Annotated in this window: 26 protein-coding genes and 1 pseudogene; 17 read left to right on the forward strand and 10 right to left on the reverse strand. The window is 68.8% G+C overall.

The genetic code is table 11. The features are described 5' to 3' along the window. Nucleotide 1 precedes the first annotated feature (1 nt). From pgsB to ACYVHG_RS08765, 4 genes are read left to right on the forward strand one after another with little or no spacing between them, the layout of a single operon-like run. Complete coding sequence (gene pgsB, locus ACYVHG_RS08750; protein WP_461167064.1) at nucleotides 2-1195, forward strand: poly-gamma-glutamate synthase PgsB; 1194 nt, start codon at nucleotides 2-4, stop codon at nucleotides 1193-1195. Further along, on the forward strand, nucleotides 1189-1671 hold the full coding sequence (locus tag ACYVHG_RS08755; RefSeq protein WP_461167065.1) for a poly-gamma-glutamate biosynthesis protein PgsC/CapC: 483 nt from the start codon (nucleotides 1189-1191) through the stop codon (nucleotides 1669-1671). The genes pgsB and ACYVHG_RS08755 overlap by 7 nt, the downstream gene beginning before the upstream one ends. Continuing rightward, nucleotides 1668-2690, forward strand: a complete 1023-nt coding sequence (locus ACYVHG_RS08760; RefSeq protein ID WP_461167066.1) for an NlpC/P60 family protein — start codon at nucleotides 1668-1670, stop codon at nucleotides 2688-2690. The genes ACYVHG_RS08755 and ACYVHG_RS08760 overlap by 4 nt, the downstream gene beginning before the upstream one ends. A 20-nt stretch (nucleotides 2691-2710) precedes the next feature. Beyond that, the gene (locus ACYVHG_RS08765) at nucleotides 2711-3601 is read left to right on the forward strand and encodes a hypothetical protein (protein WP_461167067.1); all 891 of its coding nucleotides are present in this window, start codon (nucleotides 2711-2713) and stop codon (nucleotides 3599-3601) included. Here ACYVHG_RS08765 and ACYVHG_RS08770 read toward each other — a convergent pair whose 3' ends face one another. Both ACYVHG_RS08770 and ACYVHG_RS08775 read right to left on the reverse strand, forming a co-directional pair. Beyond that, nucleotides 3602-4237 carry a DedA family protein gene (locus tag ACYVHG_RS08770; protein ID WP_461167068.1) on the reverse strand — a complete coding sequence of 212 codons (636 nt, stop codon included), beginning with the start codon at nucleotides 4235-4237 and terminating at the stop codon, nucleotides 3602-3604. A 9-nt stretch (nucleotides 4238-4246) separates the two neighbouring features. After that, complete coding sequence (locus ACYVHG_RS08775; protein WP_461167069.1) at nucleotides 4247-4963, reverse strand: DedA family protein; 717 nt, start codon at nucleotides 4961-4963, stop codon at nucleotides 4247-4249. A gap of 98 nt (nucleotides 4964-5061) precedes the next feature. Between ACYVHG_RS08775 and fbaA the strand changes: the two genes are divergently transcribed. Continuing rightward, a complete protein-coding gene (fbaA, locus tag ACYVHG_RS08780) occupies nucleotides 5062-6087 on the forward strand; it encodes a class II fructose-bisphosphate aldolase (RefSeq protein ID WP_461167070.1) in 1026 nt (341 codons plus the stop codon). A 7-nt stretch (nucleotides 6088-6094) separates the two neighbouring features. Here fbaA and ACYVHG_RS08785 read toward each other — a convergent pair whose 3' ends face one another. Further along, nucleotides 6095-6580: a hypothetical protein gene (locus tag ACYVHG_RS08785; RefSeq protein WP_461167071.1), complete on the reverse strand. Its 486-nt coding sequence runs from the start codon at nucleotides 6578-6580 to the stop codon at nucleotides 6095-6097. Continuing rightward, nucleotides 6577-8466 (reverse strand): Rv0361 family membrane protein, encoded by a 1890-nt coding sequence (locus ACYVHG_RS08790; RefSeq protein WP_461167072.1) that lies wholly within the window; start codon nucleotides 8464-8466, stop codon nucleotides 6577-6579. Before ACYVHG_RS08790 ends, ACYVHG_RS08785 begins: the two co-directional genes overlap by 4 nt. 167 nt (nucleotides 8467-8633) lie before the next feature. Here ACYVHG_RS08790 and ACYVHG_RS08795 point away from each other — a divergent pair, with 167 nt between their 5' ends. Both ACYVHG_RS08795 and ACYVHG_RS08800 read left to right on the forward strand, forming a co-directional pair. Continuing rightward, nucleotides 8634-9053: a DUF3151 domain-containing protein gene (locus ACYVHG_RS08795; RefSeq protein ID WP_461167073.1), complete on the forward strand. Its 420-nt coding sequence runs from the start codon at nucleotides 8634-8636 to the stop codon at nucleotides 9051-9053. Then, entirely contained in the window at nucleotides 9016-10233 is a 1218-nt protein-coding gene (locus tag ACYVHG_RS08800) for an FUSC family protein (protein ID WP_461167632.1), read from the forward strand. Before ACYVHG_RS08795 ends, ACYVHG_RS08800 begins: the two co-directional genes overlap by 38 nt. On the opposite strand, the gene ACYVHG_RS08805 is transcribed toward ACYVHG_RS08800, so the two are convergent. Then, nucleotides 10226-10861 carry a hypothetical protein gene (locus tag ACYVHG_RS08805; protein ID WP_461167074.1) on the reverse strand — a complete coding sequence of 212 codons (636 nt, stop codon included), beginning with the start codon at nucleotides 10859-10861 and terminating at the stop codon, nucleotides 10226-10228. The two genes, ACYVHG_RS08800 and ACYVHG_RS08805, sit on opposite strands and share 8 nt — an antisense overlap. A gap of 93 nt (nucleotides 10862-10954) precedes the next feature. Between ACYVHG_RS08805 and ACYVHG_RS08810 the strand changes: the two genes are divergently transcribed. Further along, nucleotides 10955-12241 carry an adenylosuccinate synthase gene (locus tag ACYVHG_RS08810; protein WP_461167075.1) on the forward strand — a complete coding sequence of 429 codons (1287 nt, stop codon included), beginning with the start codon at nucleotides 10955-10957 and terminating at the stop codon, nucleotides 12239-12241. Between the two features lie 12 nt (nucleotides 12242-12253). On the opposite strand, the gene ACYVHG_RS08815 is transcribed toward ACYVHG_RS08810, so the two are convergent. Both ACYVHG_RS08815 and ACYVHG_RS08820 read right to left on the reverse strand, forming a co-directional pair. Further along, nucleotides 12254-12607, reverse strand: a complete 354-nt coding sequence (locus tag ACYVHG_RS08815) for a hypothetical protein (RefSeq protein ID WP_461167076.1) — start codon at nucleotides 12605-12607, stop codon at nucleotides 12254-12256. A gap of 91 nt (nucleotides 12608-12698) precedes the next feature. After that, the gene (locus tag ACYVHG_RS08820) at nucleotides 12699-13646 is read right to left on the reverse strand and encodes a PfkB family carbohydrate kinase (protein WP_461167077.1); all 948 of its coding nucleotides are present in this window, start codon (nucleotides 13644-13646) and stop codon (nucleotides 12699-12701) included. Nucleotides 13647-13699: 53 nt separating this feature from the next. On the opposite strand from ACYVHG_RS08820, the gene purT reads away from it, so the two are divergent. Beyond that, the gene (gene purT / locus ACYVHG_RS08825; protein ID WP_461167078.1) at nucleotides 13700-15406 is read left to right on the forward strand and encodes a formate-dependent phosphoribosylglycinamide formyltransferase; all 1707 of its coding nucleotides are present in this window, start codon (nucleotides 13700-13702) and stop codon (nucleotides 15404-15406) included. Between the two features lie 17 nt (nucleotides 15407-15423). Here the strand turns inward: purT and ACYVHG_RS08830 are convergent, their stop codons facing one another. Both ACYVHG_RS08830 and ACYVHG_RS08835 read right to left on the reverse strand, forming a co-directional pair. Further along, nucleotides 15424-16146 carry a siderophore-interacting protein gene (locus tag ACYVHG_RS08830; RefSeq protein ID WP_461167079.1) on the reverse strand — a complete coding sequence of 241 codons (723 nt, stop codon included), beginning with the start codon at nucleotides 16144-16146 and terminating at the stop codon, nucleotides 15424-15426. 25 nt (nucleotides 16147-16171) lie between these two features. Then, on the reverse strand, nucleotides 16172-16486 hold the full coding sequence (locus ACYVHG_RS08835) for a zf-HC2 domain-containing protein (RefSeq protein WP_461167080.1): 315 nt from the start codon (nucleotides 16484-16486) through the stop codon (nucleotides 16172-16174). A 134-nt stretch (nucleotides 16487-16620) separates the two neighbouring features. Here ACYVHG_RS08835 and ACYVHG_RS08840 point away from each other — a divergent pair, with 134 nt between their 5' ends. Then, on the forward strand, nucleotides 16621-17187 hold the full coding sequence (locus tag ACYVHG_RS08840; protein ID WP_461167081.1) for a sigma-70 family RNA polymerase sigma factor: 567 nt from the start codon (nucleotides 16621-16623) through the stop codon (nucleotides 17185-17187). A gap of 846 nt (nucleotides 17188-18033) precedes the next feature. On the opposite strand, the gene ACYVHG_RS08845 is transcribed toward ACYVHG_RS08840, so the two are convergent. Continuing rightward, nucleotides 18034-18360: a hypothetical protein gene (locus tag ACYVHG_RS08845; protein ID WP_461167082.1), complete on the reverse strand. Its 327-nt coding sequence runs from the start codon at nucleotides 18358-18360 to the stop codon at nucleotides 18034-18036. A gap of 21 nt (nucleotides 18361-18381) precedes the next feature. Here ACYVHG_RS08845 and ACYVHG_RS08850 point away from each other — a divergent pair, with 21 nt between their 5' ends. From ACYVHG_RS08850 to ACYVHG_RS08880, 7 genes and pseudogenes are all read left to right on the forward strand, one after another. Further along, nucleotides 18382-19326: a ferritin family protein gene (locus ACYVHG_RS08850; RefSeq protein ID WP_461167083.1), complete on the forward strand. Its 945-nt coding sequence runs from the start codon at nucleotides 18382-18384 to the stop codon at nucleotides 19324-19326. A 115-nt stretch (nucleotides 19327-19441) separates the two neighbouring features. After that, nucleotides 19442-20440: an acyl-CoA dehydrogenase gene (locus tag ACYVHG_RS08855; RefSeq protein ID WP_461167084.1), complete on the forward strand. Its 999-nt coding sequence runs from the start codon at nucleotides 19442-19444 to the stop codon at nucleotides 20438-20440. A gap of 13 nt (nucleotides 20441-20453) precedes the next feature. Continuing rightward, a complete protein-coding gene (locus ACYVHG_RS08860) occupies nucleotides 20454-20945 on the forward strand; it encodes a type II toxin-antitoxin system RatA family toxin (protein ID WP_461167085.1) in 492 nt (163 codons plus the stop codon). Between the two features lie 14 nt (nucleotides 20946-20959). Continuing rightward, nucleotides 20960-22063 (forward strand): annotated as a pseudogene (locus ACYVHG_RS08865) (class-III pyridoxal-phosphate-dependent aminotransferase); the annotation flags it as partial. Nucleotides 22064-22175: 112 nt separating this feature from the next. After that, nucleotides 22176-23153, forward strand: coding sequence for an SDR family oxidoreductase (locus ACYVHG_RS08870; RefSeq protein WP_461167086.1), 978 nt, complete (start codon nucleotides 22176-22178; stop codon nucleotides 23151-23153). Next, nucleotides 23150-23854: an alpha/beta fold hydrolase gene (locus tag ACYVHG_RS08875; protein ID WP_461167087.1), complete on the forward strand. Its 705-nt coding sequence runs from the start codon at nucleotides 23150-23152 to the stop codon at nucleotides 23852-23854. The genes ACYVHG_RS08870 and ACYVHG_RS08875 overlap by 4 nt, the downstream gene beginning before the upstream one ends. A gap of 61 nt (nucleotides 23855-23915) precedes the next feature. After that, the gene (locus tag ACYVHG_RS08880; RefSeq protein WP_461167088.1) at nucleotides 23916-24659 is read left to right on the forward strand and encodes an HD domain-containing protein; all 744 of its coding nucleotides are present in this window, start codon (nucleotides 23916-23918) and stop codon (nucleotides 24657-24659) included. Nucleotides 24660-24675: the final 16 nt, after the last annotated feature.

The following is a 24675-nucleotide window of genomic DNA, read 5'->3' on the forward strand; positions in this document are numbered from 1 at the left end:
TGTGATCGTCCTGTATGCGCTCCTGGTGGGCGCCTGCCTGGTGCTGCTCGGCTGCGGTGTGCTCGAACAGCGCCGGCACCACCAGAACCTGCACTCGATTCCGGTCCGAGTGGTGATCAACGGTATCCGCGGCAAGAGTTCGATCACCCGGCTGTGCGCCGGTGCGCTCCGCGGTGGCGATCTGGTGACGGTGGCCAAGACCACCGGCACCGCGGCCCGGTTCATCCCCCCGGACGGCACCGACGAGCAGATCCACCGCCGGTTCGGCCTGGCCAATGTGATCGAGCAGGTGGGTATCGTGCGCCGCGCCGCATCGTTCCGCCCGGACGCGCTGGTGATCGAGTGCATGGCCGTGCTCCCGGACCTGCAGGAGATCAACGAGCGCAAGCTCATCCACTCCACGATCTGCGTGATCTGCAACGTCCGTGAGGATCACGTCGCGGAGATGGGGCCCACTCTGGAGGACATCGCACGTTCGCTGTCGCGGTCGATGCCCAAGGGCGGCGTCTGCGTGACCGCGGAGAAGGAACACGTGCACGTGCTGCGGGAGGAGGCCCGCAAGCGGGACTGCCGGCTCATCGAGGTCGATCCCGACGACATCAGCGACGAGATCGTGGCGGGGTTCCCGTTCATCACCTTCAAGGAGAACATCGCGATCGCCTTCGCCGTCGCACAGATGTGCGGGGTCGACCGGGATGCGGCCCTGAAGGGGATGGTCGAGTCCGCCGCCGACCCCGGGACGGTGGCGGTCAGCCGGTACCGCAGCGGTGACAAGCGCATCGCGATGGCGAACATCTTCGCCGCGAACGACCCCGAGTCCACCCGGATGAACATCGACCTGCTCACCGACCGCGGGCTGATCGGCCGCCCGCTGAACGTGATCATCAACTGCCGGCCCGACCGCGTCGAACGCAACGGGCAGATGGGTGAGCTCACCGGCGTGCTCGATCCGGACCGGATCATCCTGATCGGCGACCCCACCCGCTCGGCGAAGGTCAGCATCCCCGACACCCTCACCGACCGGGTCTCCGACCTCGGCGGGCGACTCGATTTCGAGAGCGTGCTGTCGGCAGTCGTCGCCGATGAGACCGGTGCGGCCTCGGTGGTGACCATCGGAAACATCCACGGGAGCGGGGAAGTCCTGCTCCACGAATTCAACGGCCTCGATCCCGACACTCAGGAGACCTCGTGCTGACCGGCACCCTCAGCCCACAGGTCGCGACCATCGCGCTCGCCATCGGCGTGATGCTCGCGCTGTGCTGCTACCTCGTCACCAATCTCTCGCCGGGCGGCATGATCACCCCCGGCTGGCTCGCCGTCGCATTCCTGGAGGACATCGACCGGGTACCGGTGATCGTCGGCGTCACCGCGGTCACCTGGTTGTCGACGATGCTCGTGCAGCGCTACGTGATCCTGTACGGCAAGCGGCTGTTCGCCTCGGTGATCCTGATCAGCGTCGTCTACTCGGTGGGCGCCTACCTGGTGGTGCACGAGCACGCCCCGCTGCTGTTCGCCCACCAGACGCTCGGATTCATCATCCCCGGCCTGATCGCCTACCAGCTGGTTCGCCAGCCCCGCCTGCCCACGATCGCGTGCACCTTCTCGGTCACGCTCGGTGCGTACGGGATTCTGGCCAGTGGTGTGCTCCTCGACCTCGTTCCGGCGACGTGAGCCGGCTCGACCTACGCGGCCTGTCGGCCCGCACCCGCCGCATGATCGCCGCGTGCATCGTCTCGGTGATCGTCGGCGTGGCCGGCATCGGCGTCGGCGTGTTCCGTCAGGGCGGGCTCTCCGACGCCGCCCTCGACGCCGGCGAGGCCGTGCCGGAGATCGGTGAACTGCGCTTCGAACGATTGGACGCACCAGGCCGGACCATCGCCCGTGACCGGCACCGGCGCATCGTCGCCGTGATGACCGACGGTGCCCGCACCGCCTCTCTGCTCGGGCGTTCCCGTGTGATCAACGAGACCGCGACCACCAGGGCGCTGGTCGTCGATCATCAGCGCGTGGTCCTCATGCCCCGACCGTGGGCGCCGGAGGCGCAGTCGCAGCCGTGGTACCGGGACTGGTTCTCAGCCGCGGTGAAGAACAGGGACCCCGACCTGCTCGACATCGCCGCGCAGTACATCACCGGTGCGGACCAGGGCGTCGACGCCGCCGGAGTGCAGTACCGAGGCGACGCCCGATACCGCGGCCCGGCACCGTCGGGCGGCGAACCGGACTCCGATTTCAACGACTATCTCGGAGTGCCGTTCACGTTCCCGAACGGCACCACCCGCCGACCCGATCCGGGTGCGCTCCGCACGCTGAGCACGGCCGGCTTCGTGCGGCTGGTGTACGGCTATCGCGGAGGCCTGCCGCTCGCCCGCACGGCCGACGACAAGACCGCTATGGCACCCTCGGTAGAGGGAATGCACCGGGGGATGGGTGTGGACGTCGCCTCCGCGACCGATGCCCCGGTGACGGATCTGAGCCGACTGCAAGCGGGAGACCTGTTGTTCTTCGACACCGATACCGATCGGGGCCTCGACCAGGTGGGCATCTACATCGGCCTGGACCAGGACAACGAGCACCGCTTCATCATGAGCCGGCGCGCGGCGGACGGGCCGACCATGGGTGACAAGGGCGGTCCGTCGGTGATCGACGAGGGCAGGTTCGCCACCGCGCTGCGCGCAGTGAAGCGCCTATGACGGGTCGTCGACCCGCTGGATTGAGTCGACGCGATCTCCTGCGCGGCGCGGCCGGGCTGTCGCTCACGACTCCGCTGCTGGCCTGTGGGAGTGGAACCGCGGGCCCGGTGAACCTGGATGAGCTCGTCGCGGACCTGTCCGCATCACTGGTGCCGGATCAGCCCTATCGGGTGCCGACCGCGCAGGAGCGGGCCACCGTGGTGCGCGGACTCCGGACGATCGGCTCCGGCGGTCTCGACGCCGCGCGGGGCGAGCTGGCCGGGGTCGGGTTCCGGGTGGAACAGGCGCGGGACGAGCCCTCGGGCCAGGACCTGGTCGTGGTCCGCTCGGAAACCGCCACCGAACGCGCCTGGGGCACGGTGGTGCTGAGCGTCGCGCATCCCGATCCGCGGGTGCTCATCGAGGTGCCGCACCCCCGCGCGGACATGCAGACCGAGTTCATCGGCCTGTCCCTGCTCAGGGCGGTGCCGGGAGCGGCCCTACTCATCGCCGGAGCGCATCGCCGGGCGGACGGTGGCAGGGCCGACGTCGCGCACAACGCGGAGTCGGTCTTCCACCAGGTGGCCGTCGATTACAGCATCCGCGGTGCGGCGCAGATCCAATTGCACGGGTACGCCGACGGTTCGCTCCCGGGTAAGGACATCGTCGTCTCCGCGGGCAGTGGGCCGACCTCCGAGGTGGCCCGCGACATCGCGGGGGCTCTGGGCGGCGCCTTCGACGTCTGCCGTGCCTGGACCGATCGTTGTGGCCGGCTGGAGGGCAGATCGAACGTCCAGGGGACGGACGCGGCCGAGCGGGGGAGCGTCTTCGTGCACCTCGAGGCCAACAACACCGTGCGCACCCGGCAGCAGGACCGCTCGGAGTTCGAAGCCGCGCTCAGCCGAGTGCTGCGCGAGATCGGCCGGAAGTAGTCACTCGTCGAGGTCGACGGTGACGTTCGGCTTCGCCATCTCCCGGCGGTAGCCGATGATCCCGATGATCGTGCCGATGACGAGCATCACGATCATCCCGCGCAGCGCCCAGTCCAGGATCCACTTGTATTCGCTCAGAGCGGTGGACGCGTAGTAGCCGACCAGCAGCAGGAACGGCGCCCAGATCAGCGAGCCCAGCACCGAGGCGAGGGTGAACTTGCGCTTGTCCATCCCGACGGCTCCGGCGACCAGTGGACACAGGGTGCGCACCCACGGAATCCACCGGGCGATCAGCACCGAGAAGAAGCCGTGGCGGTCCATGAGCTGTTTGACCTTGTGCAGGTTCTGCTCGTTGAGGTAGCGGCCGTCCTGTTTGGCCAGCACGTGATCGCCCATCTTGACGCCGATCCCGTACCCGACGTGATTGCCGGCGATAGCGGCGATGAACGCGGCCACCGCCAGGCCCCAAACCGATGCCGTCGAATGACCGGTGGTGGCCATCGCGAGTCCCGCCGTGAGCAGCAGGGAGTCACCGGGCAGGAAGAGTCCGATGATGAACGCGCACTCGCAGAAGACGAAGCCGGCGACGATGAGCCAGATCATCACCGGCCCGGCGTTCTGGACTAATTCGAGCACGGGGCGAGCCTAGGCAGTGGCGTCGGCGCGGCGATTCGCGAGGTACTTCTTCACTACGCCCCAGACGATCGGCAGGACCGAGACCAGCACGATGCCGATGAAGATCTTGTCGATGTTCTCGCGGACCCACGCGATCCGGCCCAGCCACACACCCAGGAGCAGGATGCCGTCGGCCCAGATCACCGCACCGATCGCGTTCCACATCACGAACTTGGCGTAGTGCATCTTGGCGGCACCCGCGGCGATCGGGGCGAAGGTCCGCACGAACGGCACGAACCGGGCCAGGATCAGTGTGGCGGGGCCGTACTTCTCGAAGAACTCGTGCGACTCCTCGAGGTGCTTGGTCTTGAGGAAGCGGGCATCGGGTGAGAAGAACTTCTCACCACCGAACCTGCCGATCAGGAACCCGACCTGCGAGCCGAGGATCGCCGCGATCGGTGTCGCGATCAGCAGCACCGGCAGCGACATCGCCGAGCCGGTGTAGGCGATCTCGTTGGCCGCGGTGCTGGTGGCGCCCGCCGAGGCCAGCAGGCCTGCCACGAACAGCAGCGAGTCACCCGGCAGGACCGGGAACAGCACACCCGACTCGATGAAGACCACGAGCAGCAGTCCCACCAGGGCGATACCGCCGAAGGCGTTGAGGACCGCCACCGGATCGGTGATGTCCTTGAGGGCGAAGGCCTGCATGGTGGTCGAGGCGGCCAGAGTCAGGTCGGTGAAGTGCACGACGACCAGGATACCTGCGCCGGGGACGTGCCGGTGTCGGCGTCTTTGACGATAGTCTTTGACCAGGAACCGCATACTCGCGCTCAGGAGGACAGAACATGCCCATCGCAACCCCCGAGGCATACCGGCAGATGCTGGACCGCGCCCGTGAGGGAGGCTACGCCTACCCGGCGATCAACTGCACGTCGAGCGAGACCATCAATGCGGCCATCAAGGGCTTCGCGGACGCCGGTAGCGACGGCATCATCCAGTTCTCCACCGGCGGAGCCGAGTTCGGCTCCGGCCTGGGCGTCAAGGACATGGTCACCGGAGCGGTGGCGCTGGCCGAGTTCGCGCACGTCGTCGCCGCGAAGTACGACGTCACCGTGGCGCTGCACACCGATCACTGCCCCAAGGACAAGCTCGACGGTTACGTCCGTCCGCTGCTGGAGATCTCCGCGGAGCGGGTCCGCAACGGCCAGAACCCGCTGTTCCAGTCGCACATGTGGGACGGCTCGGCGGTGCCGCTGGATGAGAACCTGGAGATCGCCAAGGACCTGCTGGCGAAGGCCAAGGCCGCGAACATCGTCCTGGAGATCGAGATCGGTGTGGTCGGTGGTGAGGAGGACGGCGTCGAGAACGAGATCAACGACAAGCTGTTCACCTCCGATGAGGACTTCGCGAAGACCGTCGACGCGCTCGGTGCCGACGGCTACCTGCTGGCTGCGACCTTCGGCAACGTTCACGGCGTCTACAAGCCGGGCAACGTCAAGCTCCGCCCCGAGGTGCTGCGCGACGGTCAGAGCGTGGCCTCGCAGAAGCTGGGCCTGCCGGCCGGTAGCAAGCCCTTCTCGTTCGTCTTCCACGGCGGTTCCGGTTCGCTCAAGAGTGAGATCGAGGAATCGCTGAGCTACGGCGTGGTCAAGATGAACGTCGACACCGACACTCAGTACGCCTTCACCCGTCCGGTGGCCGGGCACATGTTCGCCGATTACGACGGTGTTCTCAAGATCGACGGTGAGGTCGGCAACAAGAAGGTCTACGACCCGCGCAGCTACCTCAAGAAGGCGGAGACCTCGATGGCCGCGCGTGTGGTGGAGGCCTGCAACGACCTGCACTCGGCGGGTAAGTCGATCAGCGCCTGATCGTCGCTCAGGCCAGCGCCAGGCCCACGATCACGGCCAGTACGAGCAGACCGAAGGCCGCGGCCGCCGCCCATTCCGGGCCGGTGAGCCGCGGCCTCGCGCGTTGCGGAGGATTCGCCGCCGGTAGTGCGGCAGGCGCTGGTGCGGGTGACGGTGCTGCGGACGGACGGTGCCCGGGCGGCGCCATCGGGTGCGGTGCGGGTCGGCGATTGTGCGGAGCGACCGGGTGCCGCGGACTGCGGTGCTGGTGGTGCTGCCGGGGTGCCATGGCCTGCGGGGAGGCCGGAGGAGGTGTGGCGGCACGGCGCGGCGGGGTGACCCGTTCGGCGCCGCGGGTGATCCGGTCGGTCCGCGGTGCCGGAGGGTCCGCGACCTCGGAGTAGGCCAGTCGCGGTGGCGACGGCGCGATCCGGGCCTGCGGCGGGACGCTCCTCGCCTGCGGTGCTGGGAGGCTCGGGTTCCGGCGGGTGGGATCGTCCGGGTGCGGAGTCATCGTCCGCCGACCTGCGTGCACACCTTCCAGCCGTCACCGTTGTTCTCCAGGGTGAGGGTGTTGCGCACCTTGGCCTGCGGGTTACTGACGTAGTGGACCTCGACCTGGACCTCGGCGCGGTTGTCGCGGACCTCCACCGCCTGGAGGCCGTTGATCTCGGGGAGCATGCCGTCGGCCTTGGCGTTGTTGTGGATGCGCTGCCACCGGGCGTCGTCGATCTTGTCGTAGTAGGCCTTGGCGCCGCCGCAGGTCTGCTGACGCAGCGCGGCCAGATCGCCGCGGTTGACCGCCGACACGAACGAGGTGGTGGCGTTCGCAGCGGCCTGACGGGCATCGTTGGGGTCGCTGCTCGTGGACGAGCCGAACAGGGCGATACCGCCTGCGATCAGTGCGATCACCAGGATCGCTGCGGCGATGATCCACTTGAGCTTGCCGCCGCGCTTCGGTGCGGGGGCACTGCCGGCCGGGGCGTGGTACTCGGGTGCCTGACGTGCGGGCGCGAGCGGCGGTGCCTGCGGTGCGGGTGCCTGCGGGGGAACGGGCTGGGGTGCGGGTGCCTGCGGGGCGGCGGCTGCGACGGGCAGGGCCTCGGTCGGCGGAGTGGCGTCCGGGAGCGCGGTCCGCTCGGTCGGAGCGGTCTGTGCCTGAGAGGGCTTCGTGGCTGCGGCGCCGGCTGCGGCGGCGCCGGCTGCGAGGGTTGCTGCGGCGGCGGCTGTTGCGGGTTTCGCCACCGACGGGGTGGTCTTGTCGGCGGGTTCCTCGGGGGATTCTTCGCCCGAGTCCGTGGCGTCATCGCCTGTGGTGTCGTCGGGCTCGTCGGTGGTGGCGGTGGCGTCCGTCTCGTCTGTGGAGCCGGTCTTGACCTCGGCCTCGTTCTCGGTTTCGGCTTCGCCGGTGTTGTCCGGTTCGGCGGCTTCGTCGGTGGACGTGGCTGCGGCGGCGCCGGCTGCGAGGGTTGCTGCGGCGGCGGCTGTTGCGGGTTTCGCCACCGACGGGGTGGTCTTGTCGGCGGGTTCCTCGGGGGATTCTTCGCCCGAGTCCGTGGCGTCATCGCCTGTGGTGTCGTCGGGCTCGTCGGTGGTGGCGGTGGCGTCCGTCTCGTCTGTGGAGCCGGTCTTGACTTCGGCCTCGGCCTCGGCCTCGGCCTCGTTCTCGGTTTCGGCTTCGCCGGTGTTGTCCGGTTCGGCGGCTTCGTCGGTGGACCTGGCTGCGGCGGCGGCGCCGGCTGCGAGGGTGGCTGCGGCAGCTGCTGTTGCGGGCTTCGGTGCCGACGGGGCGCTCTCCTCCGCAGCGGCCTCCGCGGCGGTGCTCGCCTCGTCGGTGTCGGCGCGGGGAACCACCGGGATCGCCACGGTGTCCTCGGTACTCGGACGGTTCACGGTGGGGAGCACGTCGGTCTCGGCCTGTGCCACCGCATCGACCGGCGGAACCGTGTTCACGGGGCCGACGGTGCGCAGAGGCGACGCAGCGGCGGTGGGGGCGATCTTCTTCGTCTCGTCCGCAGCGGTGTCCTCGTCCGCGTCCTCCGCCTGGTCGGCGGCGCTGGTGCCCTCAGCGGCAGCGGCGACCGGGATGGCGCGGGTCTCGGCGTCGGAGGGACCATCCCCGGCTGCCGCAGTCCCGCCACCCGACTCCGACCGAGCCGCGGCACCGTCGACCTCGATCGCGCTGGTCTCCGCCTCGCTCGGCACAGCCGCCGCGCCGCCCGACCCGACCACCTGGGCCAGGGAATCCGAATGTGAGGGAGTCACCGCGTCCGTCGGGGCGCTTCCGATGGTCCCGGCCTCCTCGTTCGACTCGTGCAGTGGTGCGGCGGGCCAGGTGGCGAGCCGCTCCCGCAGGTCCCGTAGCCGCGACAGGGGTCCCAGGTTCTTCTCCCGCGCCATCGAATCCCTCATCCCCTCACTCGCGAACAAACTCCGGTCGGCGACGGCGCACCGCACACCGAACACCTCACAGACTAGCCGCCGCAGCTCGACGGGGACTCGGACCTGGTGCGACGTGCGCCGCATCGCCTGGCCCCGCGGAGCCGGCACATGCGAGGATCGACGGCATGACCTCGTTCGGAGATCTCCTCGGCCCGCCCCCCGTGCTGCTCGACCTCGATGAGGAACCGGAGTTGCAGCTCAACCAGGGGCGCCCGGCCGCAGAGGTGGCCGCGGACTTCCCGACCTCGTCCCTGGCCTGGGCCACCCTCGCGGAGTCCGCGCTCGCCGACGGGCAGGCCGTCGCCACGTACGCCTACGCCCGCACCGGCTACCACCGCGGTCTGGACCAGCTGCGCCGCCAGGGCTGGCGCGGATTCGGTCCGGTGCCGTACAGCCACGAGAACAACCGCGGCTTCCTGCGCGCCGTCGCGGCCCTGGCCCGTGCCGCGAAATCGATCGGCGAGGAGGACGAGTACCTCCGCTGCCTGGATCTGCTCAACGATTGTGATCCGCAAGCCGCGGCCGCACTCGGACTCGGCGACTAGCCGGATCCGTCGGCGGCACAATGCACTGCCGCCGATCATCCAGAACCGCACCCGGCGGCTCTGGACCTCCAAGCTGCCCATCCTGCAGTGCGCACTGGCGGCGGGGCTGGCCTGGTTCATCGCCAATGACCTGATCCGGCACGAGTCGCCGTTCTTCGCGCCGATCGCAGCGGTCATCTCCCTCGGACTGTCGGTCAACCAGCGGCTTCGGCGTTCCCTGGAGCTGGTCGGCGGGGTCACCGTGGGGATCGGCGTGGGCGATCTGCTGATCAGCGTGATCGGCACCGGACCATGGCAGTTGGCGATGGTCGTGGCGTTCGCGATGTCCGTCGCGGTGCTGGCCGACCGGGGTCCGCTGGTTCCGATGCAGGCGGCGTCGTCGGCCGTCCTGGTCGCGACGTTGCTGCCGCCCGGGTCGACGGCGAGTTTCAACCGGATGGGCGACGCGCTGGTCGGCGGCCTGGTCGGAGTGCTCATCGTCGCGGTGATCCCGAGCAATCCCGCGGGCCGGCCGCGTAAGGACGCGGCGAAGGTGCTCGACACCATGCGCAAGGTCGTCGCCTCGATCGCCGCCGGGCTGACCGACGGTGATCGATCCAACCTGGATTGGGCACTGGAGACCGCTCGTGCCACCCAGCCCGACCTCGACGAACTCGGCGCAGACCTGGCCGGTGGCATCGAGATCGCGAAGGTCTCACCGGTGTTCTGGAGTGCGCGGCCGCGGATGGAGCGGCTGCATGCGATCGCCGACCCGCTCGACAATGCGGTGCGCAACGTGCGAGTGATGGCGCGGCGGGCGATCGCCTCGAACCAGTCCGGGCAGCGGATCGATCCCGCGCTGGTCAGGGAGGTCGGCCGGCTCGCTGATTCGTTCAAGACCGTGCGTGACATGGTGCTGGCCGAACCCGGTGCGCACCCCGACGAGGCGGACGCGGCGCGGGTGCTGAGGTCAGCGGCGCGGCGCGCGAACGAGCTGCACATCGAGGAGGGCGGCGGCTCCCTCAACGAGGTGGTGATCTACGCACAATTGCGCTCGACCATCGTCGATCTGTTGCAGGTGGCCGGACTCAAACGGACCTCCGCGATCGCGGTGCTGCGGGCGCAGCCGCGCAGTGAACGCCGGACCGAGCCGACCGACCCGGTGCAGCCGCCGGACGCACCGGCCGGCCCGGTCAGCTGATCAGCAGCCAGTCCTCCACATTGCGGTAGAACGTCGATCGGGTGACCACCGACGGGTCGGAGCGACCGTCCCGTTCCACCACCAGCTCCAGGCCGCCGGTCTGGGCCGCACGGCCGGTGAGCCACTTGCGCAGCACCCCCTTCGCGAGCCGGGCGCGGACGCCTTCACCCGAGCCGGTCGGCTCGACGATGATGGCCTTCGCCTGCCCGGTGAACAGTTTCTCCGAGTCGACGAAGGTCTCACCGGTCAGCGGGCCACCGTCGGGACCGGTGATCCGGGCGCGGCCCACCAGCACGAAACCGCGGTCGTCGCGGATCAGCGGTACCGGACGCGGGGTGCCGGTGAGCGGATCGCCCGGCGGGTAGATCGCCGCGGCGCGGGAGTTCGTGGTGGGCGAGTACGCCACCTCGACGTCGAGCCGCTCGGCCGCCATCAGGCGGGCCAGCACGGCGGCGAGCAGATCATCGGGTCCGGCGACCACGATCCGACCGGGGAAGGTCAGCTTCTGCTTCAGTTCCGACTTCGCGGAGTCGGGATCGACGGTGATCGTTTCGAGGTCGCGGAGGCTGCCCGGGATACGGACATCAGGTGCGCGCACCACGACGGTGCTCTGGGTCACGGAGCTCACCACACCTACTGTAAGGTTGCGGCACGGCTCGACGTTATCCAGGTGATTCCTTTGTGGTGAAGGGTTCGGTATCGGGCCGGAAGGAGATCGTCCATGCCTGCGATCGTGCTGATCGGCGCCCAGTGGGGCGATGAGGGTAAGGGTAAGGCCACCGATCTGCTGGGGGAGAAGCTCCAGTGGGTGGTGCGCTATCAGGGCGGCAACAACGCCGGCCACACCGTCGTTCTACCGAACGGTGACAAGTTCGCACTCCACTTGATCCCGTCGGGCATCCTCACGCCCGGTGTGAAGAACGTCATCGGCAACGGCGTCGTGGTCGATCCGTCGGTGCTGCTGGCCGAGCTCGACGGCCTCGAGGCCCGGGATGTGGACACCTCGAACCTGCTGCTCTCGGCCGATGCGCACCTGCTGATGCCGTACCACGTGGCGATCGACAAGGTCACTGAGCGGTTCCTCGGCAATAAGAAGATCGGCACCACCGGTCGCGGCATCGGTCCCTGCTACCAGGACAAGATCGCCCGCGTGGGCGTGCGCGCTCAGGACGTCCTCGATGAGTCGATCCTCACCCAGAAGGTCGAGGCGGCACTGGAGTTCAAGAACCAGGTGCTGACCAAGATCTACAACCGTCGCGCGCTCGACGCGCGGCAGGTGGTCGACGAGACGCTCGAACTGGCGGAGAGCTTCAAGCACCGCATCGCCGATACCCGCCTCGCGCTGAATCTGGCGCTCGAGCGCGGTGAGACGGTGCTGCTGGAGGGATCGCAGGGCACCCTGCTCGACGTCGATCACGGCACCTACCCGTACGTGACCTCGTCGAACCCCACCTCCGGTGGCGCCTCGGTGGGTTCGGGTATCGGCCCCACCCGGATCACCACCGTGCTCGGCATCCTGAAGGCGTACACCACCCGTGTCGGCTCGGGCCCGTTCCCGACGGAGCTGTTCGACGAGTGGGGCGAGTACCTGGCCAAGCACGGTGGCGAGGTGGGCGTGACCACCGGCCGCGCCCGGCGCTGCGGCTGGTTCGACGCCGTGATCGCCCGTTACGCGACCCGCGTCAACGGCATCACCGACTACTTCCTCACCAAGCTCGACGTGCTCAGCTCGATCGAGAACGTGCCGATCTGCGTGGCTTACGAGATCGACGGTGTCCGGTACGACGAGATGCCCCCCAACCAGAGCGACTTCCATCATGCGAAGCCGATCTTCGAGACGATGCCCGGCTGGTGGGAGGACATCTCCGGGTGCCGCACCTTCGAGGATCTGCCGAAGAACGCGCAGGATTACGTGCTGCGGCTCGAGGAGCTCTCGGGTGCGCACATCTCGTGCATCGGTGTGGGACCGGGCCGCGACGAGACGATCGTGCGCCGCGCGATCGTCTAGCCGCGGCGCGCGTCAGGCTCCCGGTGCGGTCGCCGGGGTCGACGGTGCGGCGCTGGACGGCGGGGCGGGCCGCTGTGCCCCGTCACGGCGGTGCTCGCGGCGTTCGGATCCGTCGACCCGACCCTCGGCGTCGCCCTGATGCTTGCCGAAGCGCTGTTCGGCGATCTTGCCGCGGTGTCCTCCGTCGCCCTCGTGGCCGACCCAGTACCCGGCTGTGAAGCTGACCCCGCCGAGGCCGATCAGGCCGAAGACGATGCCCGCGACCAGTAGTTTCTTCGACGCTCCTGATGGTGCGGGCTGTTCCTGCGGGGCCGGTCGCGCGTCGGCGGCAGTGTTCTCGGGCTGTGATCCGGTGGATTCGGTCATCGGTGACTCGTTTCGGTTCGGTGCGGTGCGAGTGACCGCAGGTGGTACCGAGCTTCGACGGGGTTGCTGGGAGACCGCTGGGGACCGGCCCTCAATCACCTGGAATTCCGGTGGTCGCCGAGCGCACCTCGTCCATCGACGGCGCGTGCGCCCCGGCCCGGCCCACGGTGAGCGCTGAGGTGGTCATCGCCCGGACCAACGCCGGACGCAGGTCTTCGGCACGGGCGGTCCGCAACCGGTGCACGGCGTCACGGGACCCTAGGTACCCACCGTCCATCAGCCCGGAGAGCAGTCCGGCCATGAACGAGTCGCCCGCGCCGACGGTGTCGGCGACGGTGACCGGCGGCGGATCGAGGTGCAGGGGTTCCTCCTGACCCGCGAGCAGTGCGTCCGCACCCTCCGGACCGCGGGTGATCACCACCAGTGCGGGCCCGCCGGCGGCCCAGTCCCGCATGACCCGCGCCGGAGTCCGTCCCGGGTAGAGCCATTCGACGTCCTCATCGCTGGCCTTCACCACGTCCGCGAGGGCGATCATCTCGCTCACCCGGTCCGTCACGTCCGACGGTGCGCCCATCAGCGCCGGCCGGATGTTCGGGTCGTAGGAGATACTCGCGTGCTCACGGAGCATCTGGGAGGCGGCTACCACCCCGTCGGCGCCGGGTGCGAGCGTCGCCGCGAAACTGCCGGTGTGCAGGTGCCGGTACCGGGCCGGGTCGTCGAGGGGCGGAACCTGCCAGGTCAGGTCGAACTCGTAGGTGGCGCGACCGTCAGCGTCGAGGTGGGCGTGGGCGAGTGGGGTGCGCGGGGCACCGTCGGATCCGGGAACGATCTCCACTCCGGCCGCTCGTGCCGCGTCGGAGATGCGGGTGCCGCGCTCGTCGCGCCCCCACCAGGACAGGATCGAGGTGGCGTGGCCCAGGGATGCGAGTCCGCAGGCCACGTTGAACAGACTGCCGCCCACGTGCTCGGCGGGTTCGGTGCCTTCGCGAAGTACCACGTCGACGAGTGCCTCGCCGAGGCACAGCGTCCGGTCGGTCATGTCGGCGTCCCTTCGATCCCGGTCGGTGATGTGAGTTTGCCATGATGGAACGTATGACGAACCTCAGCGAGACCGGTGGCAATCCGCGTATCGGCACGGCTCTGACTCCTGGCGCTACCAAGGCGTTGCTGCTCGGGTCCGGAGAGCTGGGCAAGGAGGTGGTGATCGCCTTCCAACGTCTGGGAGTCGAGACGATCGCCGTCGACCGGTACGCGGACGCGCCGGCGATGCAGGTCGCGCACCGCAGTCACGTGATCGACATGACCGATGCCGCGCAGGTCCGCCGGGTGATCGAGGAGGAGAAGCCCGATTTCGTGGTGCCCGAGATCGAGGCGCTCGCGACCGAGGCGCTGGCCGCGGTGGAGCAGGACGGTCTCGCTGAGGTGATCCCCACCGCGCGGGCGGTGTCGCTCACGATGGACCGTGAGGGCATCCGGCGGCTCGCCTCGGAGGAGCTGGGGTTGCCGTGCTCTCCTTACGTCTTCGCGTCCTCACTCGACGAGGTGCGGGCCGGTGCCCGCGAGGTGGGCTTCCCGTGTGTGATCAAGCCGGTGATGTCGAGCTCCGGTAAGGGGCAGTCGGTGGTCCGGTCGGCGGAGGAGATCGACGCCGCGTGGGATCACGCGGTCGACGGGGCGCGGGTGCGCAACGAGCGCGTGATCGTCGAGGGGTTCGTGGACTTCGACTACGAGATCACCCTGCTCACGGTGCGGGTGTTCGACGCCGAGCGGGGCAAGGTGGTCACCCGGTTCTGTGAACCGATCGGGCACCGCCAGCAGGACGGTGATTACGTCGAGTCGTGGCAGCCGCAGGCGATGAGCCAGGCCGCGTACGACGCCGCGACGTCGGTGGCGGGGCGGATCACCACGGCGCTGGGTGACGGGGGCAAGGGTGGACGTGGTGTGTTCGGAGTGGAGTTGTTCGTCAAGGGTGACGACGTGTACTTCTCCGAGGTCTCACCGCGTCCGCACGACACCGGTCTGGTGACGCTGGGCTCGCAGCGGCTTTCGGAGTTCGAACTGCACGCCCGCGCGATTCTGGGCCTGCCGGTGGACACCTCGCTGATGTCTCCGGCGGCGTCGGCGGTGATCTACGGCACCAAGGACAGCAGTTCGGTGGCCTTCGACGGGGTCGCCCGCGCACTGGAGGTGCCGGAGAGCGATCTGCGGCTGTTCGGGAAGCCGCAGGGCTACCAGCGGCGCCGGCTCGGTGTGGCGGTGGCGACGGCGGACACCACGGAGGTGGCCCGTACCAATGCCACCGAGGCTGCGGGCCGGGTGACGGTGGTCGACAGTGCGGATCCGATCGCCGCGGCCGCGCCGGCGACGATGGCAGTCCCGATTCAGCGGCCGCGACAGCAGGAGGATCTGTCCACCCAGGCGATCCCCACGCAGCGTCCCGAGCCCCGTCCCGAGCAGCAGCCCCGACCCGAGCAGCAGCCCCGTCCCGAGCCCCGGACCGAGCAGCAGTCCTGGCCGGTGCCGCCGCCGCAGTCGCGGGTGTCGCCCCCGCAGGCACCGCCGCAGACGCCCCCGCAGGCACCTGCACCGCCGCAGCAGCCGTCAGAGGAACCGGAGCCGGTTCCGCCGACCAGCATGCATCCAGTCGCCGGCCGGCGTCCGGCGCAGCCGCGTCCGATCCAGCCGGCTCCGCGTCCTTCGGTGAGTGATTCGTCGCCGATCACCGAGCAGGAGTCCTACGACCACAATCCGCCCACGTCTCTGGGCCTGCCTCCGCAGCGTCCTGGTCAGGGCGACTGAACTGCGTCTGCTGGCGATCAGCCCCGCTGGAGCCAGTACGCCTGTGATTTGATGCGGTCCTTGGGGAGTCCGAGGTCGCGTTTGGCGGCCCTGGTGATCTCGCGCGTGGCTCTACTTTCGGCGGCCACGAACAGGAACGCGTCTCGCGGGATGCTCGCGGTGGTGACGGTGGAGACCAGGGTGGCGCCGCGGTCCTCACGGGGTACCCACGTCACGCTCGCACCGCGCACCGGGATTTCCCGCTCGGCGATGTGCTGGTACTCGAGGAACACCCGGCACGGCACCCCGGCCGAGTCGACCAGCGAGTTGATCGCCGGGATCGATGCCGTATCGCCCACCAGAACGTACTCCGACGGTGCCGGGCTCTCGGGCACGGTCAGATCGGAGCCCATCATGGTGGCGGCGATCCTGTCACCGGGTTCGGCGTCCACCGCCCAGCGCGGCGCGGGGCCGTCATGGACGGCGAACTCGATGGAGAACTCGCTGCCTTCGGGATCGACGATGGTGTAGCCGCGCTGCGCCAGGCTCCCTTCGTCGGCATCGGTACTGGCTTCTCCGCTTTTGGGGATCCACAGTCGTACCCACATCGTGGGGAACCACGGGTTCTCCGTGAGGAAGGCGCCCCCGTCGAAGCGGATCCGGTGGTAGTGATCGTTCACGTGCTCGGTCCGGATCACTGTGAAGACGTAGTCGTCGGCTCGCATGGCCTTGAGGATCAGACCGGACACCCCTCTACCCATGTAGATGAGCCTAGCCTAAGTTCGGTCAGTCCTTGTGGCGGCAGGCGCAGAGGTCGCCGCATCCGCACGGGTCGCCGCATCCGCAGCGGTCGCCGCACCCGCACACCGTCCGCAGGTCGATCATCGACAGCACGCGATCGGTGAGGTCGGTCTGGGGCTCGCCTTCCGGCGCTGCGGAAACCCGCAGGCGGCGGCCGATCTTCGCGACGGTCGTGTACCACCGCCGGCAGTCCTGGCAGTGCATCAGATGGTCTTGTGCGGCGGCGGCCTCACCGGAATCCTGCTCGTCGTCGAGATCGGCGGAGAGCGCCTCACGCGTGCGTTCGCAGACCGTGCTCATGTGCCCCTCCGTCCGTGATCCGACACCGAAGCCGTGTTCGCTGGTGAAGCCGGAATTCGACTCCGCCGCACGCATCGTGCTCGATACCCCAGGGGAGTAGGAACACGGTTGCCGACTCTGGTTTCATATCTATCATGTCCGATCGATCCGTGTCCGAGGCGCACCTTACTGAGATCGCGCTCCGCGCCGGACGCGGCGAGCGGGCGGCCCTGGAGGAGTTCATTCGTACCACCCAGCGAGACGTGGTGCGGGTCATCAGCCACCTCAGCAACGCCCAGGACGCGGAAGACCTTGCGCAGGAGACCTTCATCCGTGCTATCGGTGCACTACACCGCTTCGAGGGACGATCGTCTGCGCGGACCTGGCTCATTACCATCGCCCGACGGGTCGTCGTCGACGCCCGCCGGCATGCGCAAGCCCGCCCGCGCCTGGCCAGCAGAGAGGCTCAGGTCGCCTTTGAAACCACCTGCATTGCACCGGGAATCACGCTGGACGCCCGCGCCAGTGTGTTGGATCTGCTGGGTGGACTGGCTCCCGAGCGTCGCGAAGCTCTGATCCTGACGCAGGTTCTCGGGTTCAGTTATGCCGAGGTCGCAGAGATCATCAGCACGCCGATCGGCACGGTTCGATCCCGCGTCTCCCGTGCCCGTGCCGAGCTCGACCAGGCGGCTGCGGACCGCAGCGATCGCGCGACCGGTTAGTTCGACGAGAACGCGACGACTCAGAACGGCGGTTCGGGCTCGTCGGGGTGCGGCGGCTGAGGTTTGCGACGATGTAAGGGCCCCAGCGGGAGTCGTCCGCGGCCTGCGGCGGCCGTCGCGCGTTCCTGGGCGCGGCGGTATGCGGTGTAGGCCGGGATCACGATGCGCAGACGTTCCTCGATGAGACTCGACTGTGCCGGGCCGGTGCGGGACGGCGCTTCCTTTGGTGGGACGCGATGTTAGCGCGCCGAATCCGTTCTCGGCGTTGATGTTCACGCTTTAGTCGTGACGGTGGAGGCGGCGCTCCCGGCGGTGCGGGTGCGCCCAAGGTCGACGATGGGGAGTCGGTGGCCGCGGCGATCGGCGGGATGGCCCAGTGGACGCGGCGCAGGTCCGGGAACAGTTCCAGTGCGACGGGGGCGGGATCGACGATGTAATCGGTGCCGTCGGGGCTGGTCCACATGATCCGGCCGTCGGGGAGGCGGCTGTCGATCCAGCCGCCGGCGGTTTTGAGCTGGTGGTGCGCCTTGCACAGTGGTTGGAGGTTGCTGACAAGTCGTTAAGAGCAGGTCAAGGGGGTCTGCCAGCGCGGCGCGCCCGTGCCGTCCTGTCGCGTCCGAAATGCCCCAAACTCGCCTTCGCGCGGGGCATGACCGCCACGCAGATTCCGTGCGGCCCCCTCTCGTAGGGCATACGCGGCCGCGCCGTGTTCGCTCGCGCCCGTCATGAGATCGCCCGACCTACTCCTGCTCGAGGAGCCCGCCACGCTCCATCACCATCACCCGACAGGCCGGCCGCTGGTTCGGGCGTCCCTGACACTCCGCCCGGCCATCACCCACGGAACCGTCACTCCGCAGGCGCAGGCACCCGAGACAGACTGGGGGACATAGCCTGACGCGGGCTGTCCAGAAGGCCGAACGGGATGTCGGGAATGCTGCGCAACTGCAGGCGGTGCGTGATCCGAGTGGGCGGAAGGTGCAGAATCGCGTCGGCGCCGCGGCCCCGGATGGCCTCCATGCACAGGTCCCACCGCACGGACCGGGTCATCTGCGCCAGGAACCGTGCGGCGAAATCGCGCGCGTCGGTCACCGCATAGCCGTCCCGGTTACTGAGGAGAGTGCAGCGCGGGTTCCGCAAGTCCGTAGCCTCGAGCGCCTGCGAGACTGCCGCCACAGCGGGTTCCATGTATGGGGTATGGAACGCGCCGGACACGGCCAGCGGGCGCTGGGAGACGCCTCCGGGCAGCATGCAGCCGAGTTCTCGGATCTCGACTACTGGTATCGGGAAGTGGCCGCCGGGTTCGCCTCGCGAATGGTCGGCGGCCGCATGCCCGATGCACGCACACCGTCCTGGATGAGGCGTCCGGGGCCCTTCCGGGATAGCCTCGTCCGTGAGTTCGCGTTCCGGTCGATCGCAGAGGAGCGCGCGGCGCGCGTGATTGGCCTCCTCGTAGATGCGGCGCCCACGCGCGCGGAAATGGCGTTCCTCACCACTCAGATCGTCGACGAGGCGCGGCACGCCGACGCCTTCCGCGCCCACGTCGGAGAGCTGATCGGTAGCGAAGCCCACGTCGACACCGTGATCGCGGAGCAGGCGGCCGAGGGCGCCCGAGACGTCCTACGCCCACTGGAGGCTTTCGCCCGCAGGCACATCGCGGCCCCTGATGGGTATGTCCGTGGAGTGGCGGTGCTCACGATCCTGGTCGAGGGCGTGCTTGCGCCGACCGGCGAGCTGAGCGAGCGCAAGTGGGCGATGGTCGATCCAGCGGCAGCGAGCGTCGAGCGCGGCGCCGCGATTGACGAAGTCCGTCACCTCGCGGTGGGCAGTGAGATCATCCGTCGCCGGTTCACTGCGCACCACGACGTGATCAGCGAGGTACTAGCCGAGGGTATGGCGCTGTGGCAGGACCTGCCGATCATCCGTGAGATGACCTCGCGTGAAGAGGCTTTCGACGCCGGACTGGCCCAGGTGCGCGAGGCAAGCCTGAATGACCCGTTGGCCGAACTCCTCCGGACCTACGAGGTCTGGGACGGACGCCGGCTGATCGACACCACCGCGGAGGAACCTATCGGTACCGCCCTCGAATGGTCGGAATCCGCGCAGCACAGCCGGCTTGAATACATGGGGGTGCAACTGTGACGATTCTGCAGGGCAGTCCGCCGCGCTCGATCGCCGTTCGCCTGGACTCCGGAACCGGTTAGCGGAAAGTGAGTTCGGGGCGTATACGGGTGGCCGCAGCACGGTGATCGCAGCCATGCGCGAGTTGGGGGCCGCCGGGCTAGTGGTTCCCGCAGAGCTAGGGGGTGGCGGCCTCGGTGCGCGTGAGCTGGTCGAGCACACCGTCGCCACCGGAGCTGCTGCGCCCTCGGCGGCAGTCGCGATGACCATGCATCATTTCAGCGTCTCCACGCTGCGCGCCCTACTCGCCGACGGCCATGCAACGGTGTGGGTGTTGTTGGAGGCGATCGCCACACAGAATTTGCTGATGGCTTCCGGATTCGCGGAGGGCACCTCCGACCGGTCGATCGTGCGCCCCGCCGTTCGGGGCGTTCGTTCGGGCGACGGCTACCGGGTTTCGGGCGTGAAGCGTCCGTGTTCCCTGGCACACAGCATGGATCTGCTGTCCCTGTCCATCGACCTCGATGACGACCCCGACGCCTACGGTGTCGCGATCGTGCCGGTTGCGGGCGCCGGCATCACGGTCGACAGGTTCTGGAACGCACCCGTTCTCGTCCACGCGGAGTCCGAACAGGTCACACTCTCCGATGTCTTCGTGGACGACGCGCTGATCATCCGGATACCGCGGGAAGGCGACGGTATCACTCCGACCGTCCAGGACATCGGCTTCGTCTGGTTCGAGGTCCTCATGTGTGCGGCGTACCTCGGGATGCTCGCGCGGATGGTGGAGCTGTCGGCGGCGACACGGGCTAATCGAGCGATCCACCGATCCAGCCTGGCGGTGGATCATGCCGCCGACGCCCTCACCGCGCTCGCCGACGAGGTGGACCGCTCGGTCGATCACAGTGTGCTGCGCCGCTCGCTACGACTGCGCCAGGTGATCGAAGACCTGATCGCTCGGGAGATTCCAGTGATTCTGGACAACGCCGGCGGGATGACCGCGATCGGCGGACCGGAGCTACTCTACCTCAGCGCCGCCGTCCAATGCCTGCGGTACCACCCGCCCTCCCTAACCCGGATGGACTCGGTCGCATACGAACTGCTCGCCATCGATCGCTACAGCCACGTCGAATGACAGGAGCATCACTATGTTAGAGACTATCCCCGAATCCCAGACTGGAACCTGCGGGCGCGTCGCGACGGTGCGGGCGAGCATCGCCCACAGTGATGCCGACGCTGTGTTCGCCCGGATCGTAGACTTCGGCGCCTACCCCGAGGTGTGCCCCGACGTGGTCTCGGTTAGCGTCGGCTCCGCACCAGTGGACGGGTCCATGGAATCCACGTGGGAGGTGCGCTTCCGCGGCGGGACGATGATCTGGACCGAGCGCGATGCCGTCGACAGCGCCCGTCGGGTCTGTGAATTCGTGCAGACGAGCGGTGATCTCGAGGTGTTCTCGGGGACGTGGCACGTGCAGTCCACGGACGCCGGCCGCGTCGCCATCTCCTTCGAGTGCGTCTTCGACATCGGCGTCCCCAGTCTTGCGGACATGCTCAACCCCGTCGCGGGGAGGGCGATCACCGACAACATCCGGTCGATGATCGACGGGCTCTTCGGAGGCTGCGATGTCCGTGAGCTGTGAGCTGTGATGTGTCCATGCCGGTCGGCGACGCGTACCGGCGCCATCTCGGCGTCGCCTTGGGGCGGCTGGGAAACCTGCTCGGAGGCCGCTGCGAGGACGCCTCGACCGGAGCGGAGATCATCTGCGTAGACGGCCGCCTGTACCTCGACTGCGGTTCGTACGGAACCAATTTCGTCGGTACACATCGAACCGAGGTGGAGGAGCGTGTGATCGCGCAGATCCACCGCCGACCGCTTGCTACTCGCGCACTGCTCGACCCCGGGTTGGCCGCGGCGGCGACATCCCTCGCCGGCGTGCTGCCGGATGGGCTCGACCGCGTCTATCTCTCGCCGTCCGGGACCGACGCGGTCGAGGTGGCGCTGAAGCTCGCGCTGGCGTGTGGTCGGCATCACGTCATCGCGGCCGAAGGGGCCTTTCACGGTAAGACGCTCGGAGCACTTGCGCTGACCGACAATCCCACGTACTCTTCCCTGTTCGATACGCGTCTAAGCGGAGTCACCCGGGTGGCCTTCGATGACGAGGGCGATGTGCGGCGGGCACTCGCGGAGGTCGAGTCCAAGTCGGCGGTCGTGATTGTCGAGCCGGTGCAGAGTGAGCGCGGTGTGCGCATTCCCGGGCCGCAGTACCTCGCCGAGGTGGCCCGGGCCTGTCACTCCGCCGGCGCCCTGCTGGTGGTCGACGAGATCATGACCGGACTCGGCCGGTGCGGTGCGTGGTCACTGAGCGCTCGGGCGGGCATCACGCCGGACATCATCTTGCTCGGGAAGGGGCTCTCCGGTGGAGTGGTCCCGGTCGCCGCCACCGTCGCAACAGCGGAGGCGTTCGCTTCGCTCGGCCGTGACCCTTACCTGCACACATCGACCTTCGGAGGCGCGCCTCTGCAGGCGGCAGCGGTGTCGGCCACCGTCGATGTCGTGGCACAGCACGGGCTCGTAGAGGCCAGCGCCGCCCGAGGCGCCCAGCTCCTCACCCGGCTTCGAGCTGTCGCGGCGGAGCACCCGCGTCCCGACGTACGCGGAGTAGGGCTGCTGATCGCGCTCGACTTCGGCGATCCCGCTCTTGCGGGCGAGGCGTTCCTCGCTCTCCTCGATGAGGGGGTGCTGGTCATCACTCGCTCAATCGTGGTTCGGTTCTCCGGCTCACCCCGCCCGCCACGATCGACGACGAGCAGACTGAGCGGGTCATTGAGGCAGTGCGGCGAGCGCTCGCACACATCGAGAGGACGACACCATGCGCATACTCGTGACCGGAGGCACCGGGGTCGTGGGCCGACGGGCGTTGGAGGCGCTCGCCGTTCACGACACGATCACGGTGACCCGCAATCCGGAGCCCGGTACGCCGGCCGTGCGCGGCGACATCACGTCGCCCCACATTGGGATCTCCCCCGGCGATGCCCGCCGGCTCGCCGATGAGAGAGTGGACGTCGTGCTGCACATCGCCGGAGACGTGTCCTTCAGCCGTAGCTGGGATCAATACCTGGCGACCAACGTGGGCGGCACCCGTCACGCTCTCGACTTCGCGCGGGAGCTGGGCGCCCGCTTCGTATATGTGTCGACCGCCTACGCCCAGCGCGCAGAGGCGCCCGGTTTCGTTCGCCGCGACGGCGGACCCAGCGCATACGCCGCGTCGAAGCTCGCCGCCGAACGCCTGGTGCACGACTCTGACCTTCCGCACGTCGTGATTCGGCCGTCCATCGTCATAGGCGACTCGCGAACCGGCGTCATCGGGTCGCACCAGGGCATCCACGCGTTCGCGCGCAATCTGATGCTGGGCCGTTTGCCGTTCCTGCCAGTGCAGCCCGAATGGGTGCTGGACACCGTGCCCGTCGACATCCTGGCCGATGTGATCGCGTGGACCGTCGCCTCGTGGCCGGAGGCGGGCACCATATGGGCCACCTCGGGCGAGTACTCGCTGACTGCACGCGACGTCGTCGTCTCGTGCACGCGAGGGGGAAGTCAGCCGCGATTCATCGCACCCGACACGTACGAGCGCCTCATCCGGCCCGCCTTCGTCGATGACATGCCGGCCGACGTGGTCCGCCGAATCGAGACTCTCGTGCACACCTGTGACCAACTGTTCTCCCGCGAGGGCGGATTCCCGTCGAGCCTCGACACGGCTTGCGGGGTACGAGACTGGGCCGCGGTGACGTCGGCCGCATGGGCCGCGAATGTCGCGGCCCTGCGCGAGCAGCTTGCGGAGGCGGCATGACCGCGGTGGTTATCGCCCCGGCGCTCGGTGTACCCGCGGGTGCGTACCGCAGGCTCGTCGCCGCATTGGAGCAGCAAGGGGTGGCGGCGGTCGCCGTCGAGTACGACTGGCAGACCGGAGACGACTACGCCCATTTGTACCGGCGTCAGCTGCCGGATGCGGTTGCGCGGGCCCGCCGCCAGACGCCAGGGCCGGTGTGGGTGCTGGGACACAGCCTCGGGGCACAGGCGGCCGTACTCGGCGGGGTGCACGGCACCCTCGAGGCCGATGGGCTGATGATCGTGTCCGGAGGAGTGCCCGCGGCGAGTGCCTACCCGTGGAGGGACCGGTGGAAGCCACTCGCGGGCACCGCGTTCGCTCTCGTGGTGGCGCACCTGCGCGGAGGAGTGCCCGCGGGGACCGCGGGAGTCGGGGTTGCGGTGCCGACCCGGCTCATTGATGAATGGACGCGCTGGTGCTGGCTGGGGACGGTGCCGGGCGGCGTTCCCGGGGGAGCGTCTCGAGCGTCGTTCGATCGGGTGATGGCAGTGGTGGTCGAGGGCGACGATCTCGCGCCGCGCGGTGCTACCGATGCGCTGTTAGCGCTGCTCGGTGCGCCAGAACCGCAGGTGATCGAAACCGCTGTCGGGCACGGGCACAGCGCGTGGCTCCGCGAGCCGGATGGGATCGCAGGCCTGGTCGCTGACACCATCGACTCGTGACCGACGCCTACCTAGGACGTGCCAGAACAGAAGGACGGAACCCAGTAACGGAGGGAATGCTGTGACCGAGGTGGGAACACTCGAGTGGGTGGCTGAGACCGGTGGCCGGCTATCTCCGGCGCAGGCGTTGCGCTTCGCCGCGGTTGAGATCGTGGGGCAAGCGCGCCTGCTCGCCGACCTCCGACGCCCGGCGCCGACATCGCCTGCGGTCGTCGAGCCACCGCACACGACCGGCGAAGCTGCCGTCGAGGTGACGCGGTACGCGCAGGAACGGCTACCCGAGCCGCTACTCAATCACAGTCTGCGCGTGTGGGTTTTGGCGTACGCTTTGGTACCTGATGCACCCGACACGATGGACCACGATCTCCTATTGGCGGCATGCTTACTGCACGACGCCGGTCTCGCGGATCGTGACCGTGACCGTGACCGCGGATGCTTCACCGTCCGGAGCGCGGAGATCGCTTCCGGCATCCTCGAGCGAGTCGGCTTCGACGCGAAAGCCACCGGCGAGGTGGCGGCGGCCATCGTCGGTCACATGAACGCCGCGCCACCCGCCGACGCCTCGCCGCTGACCGTTGCTCTCCACACAGCGACTCACCTCGATGTGACGGGGGCACAGGCGCATCGATTGCCCCGCGCCGTCCTCTCGGCGACCAACGCCCGCTACCCACGCGCGGGCTTCGCCGGCTGCTTCTCAGGAGACTTCCGGCGCGAGTTTTTCCGGGCACCGCTCACGCGGGCGGGTGTTGCGTGGGCGATCGGCCTGCCGATCGCCGTCCGGTTGAACCCGTTGGCGCGAGCCTGAACTCGCCCCAGCCCCA

It is taken from the genome of Tsukamurella serpentis (assembly GCF_054780975.1).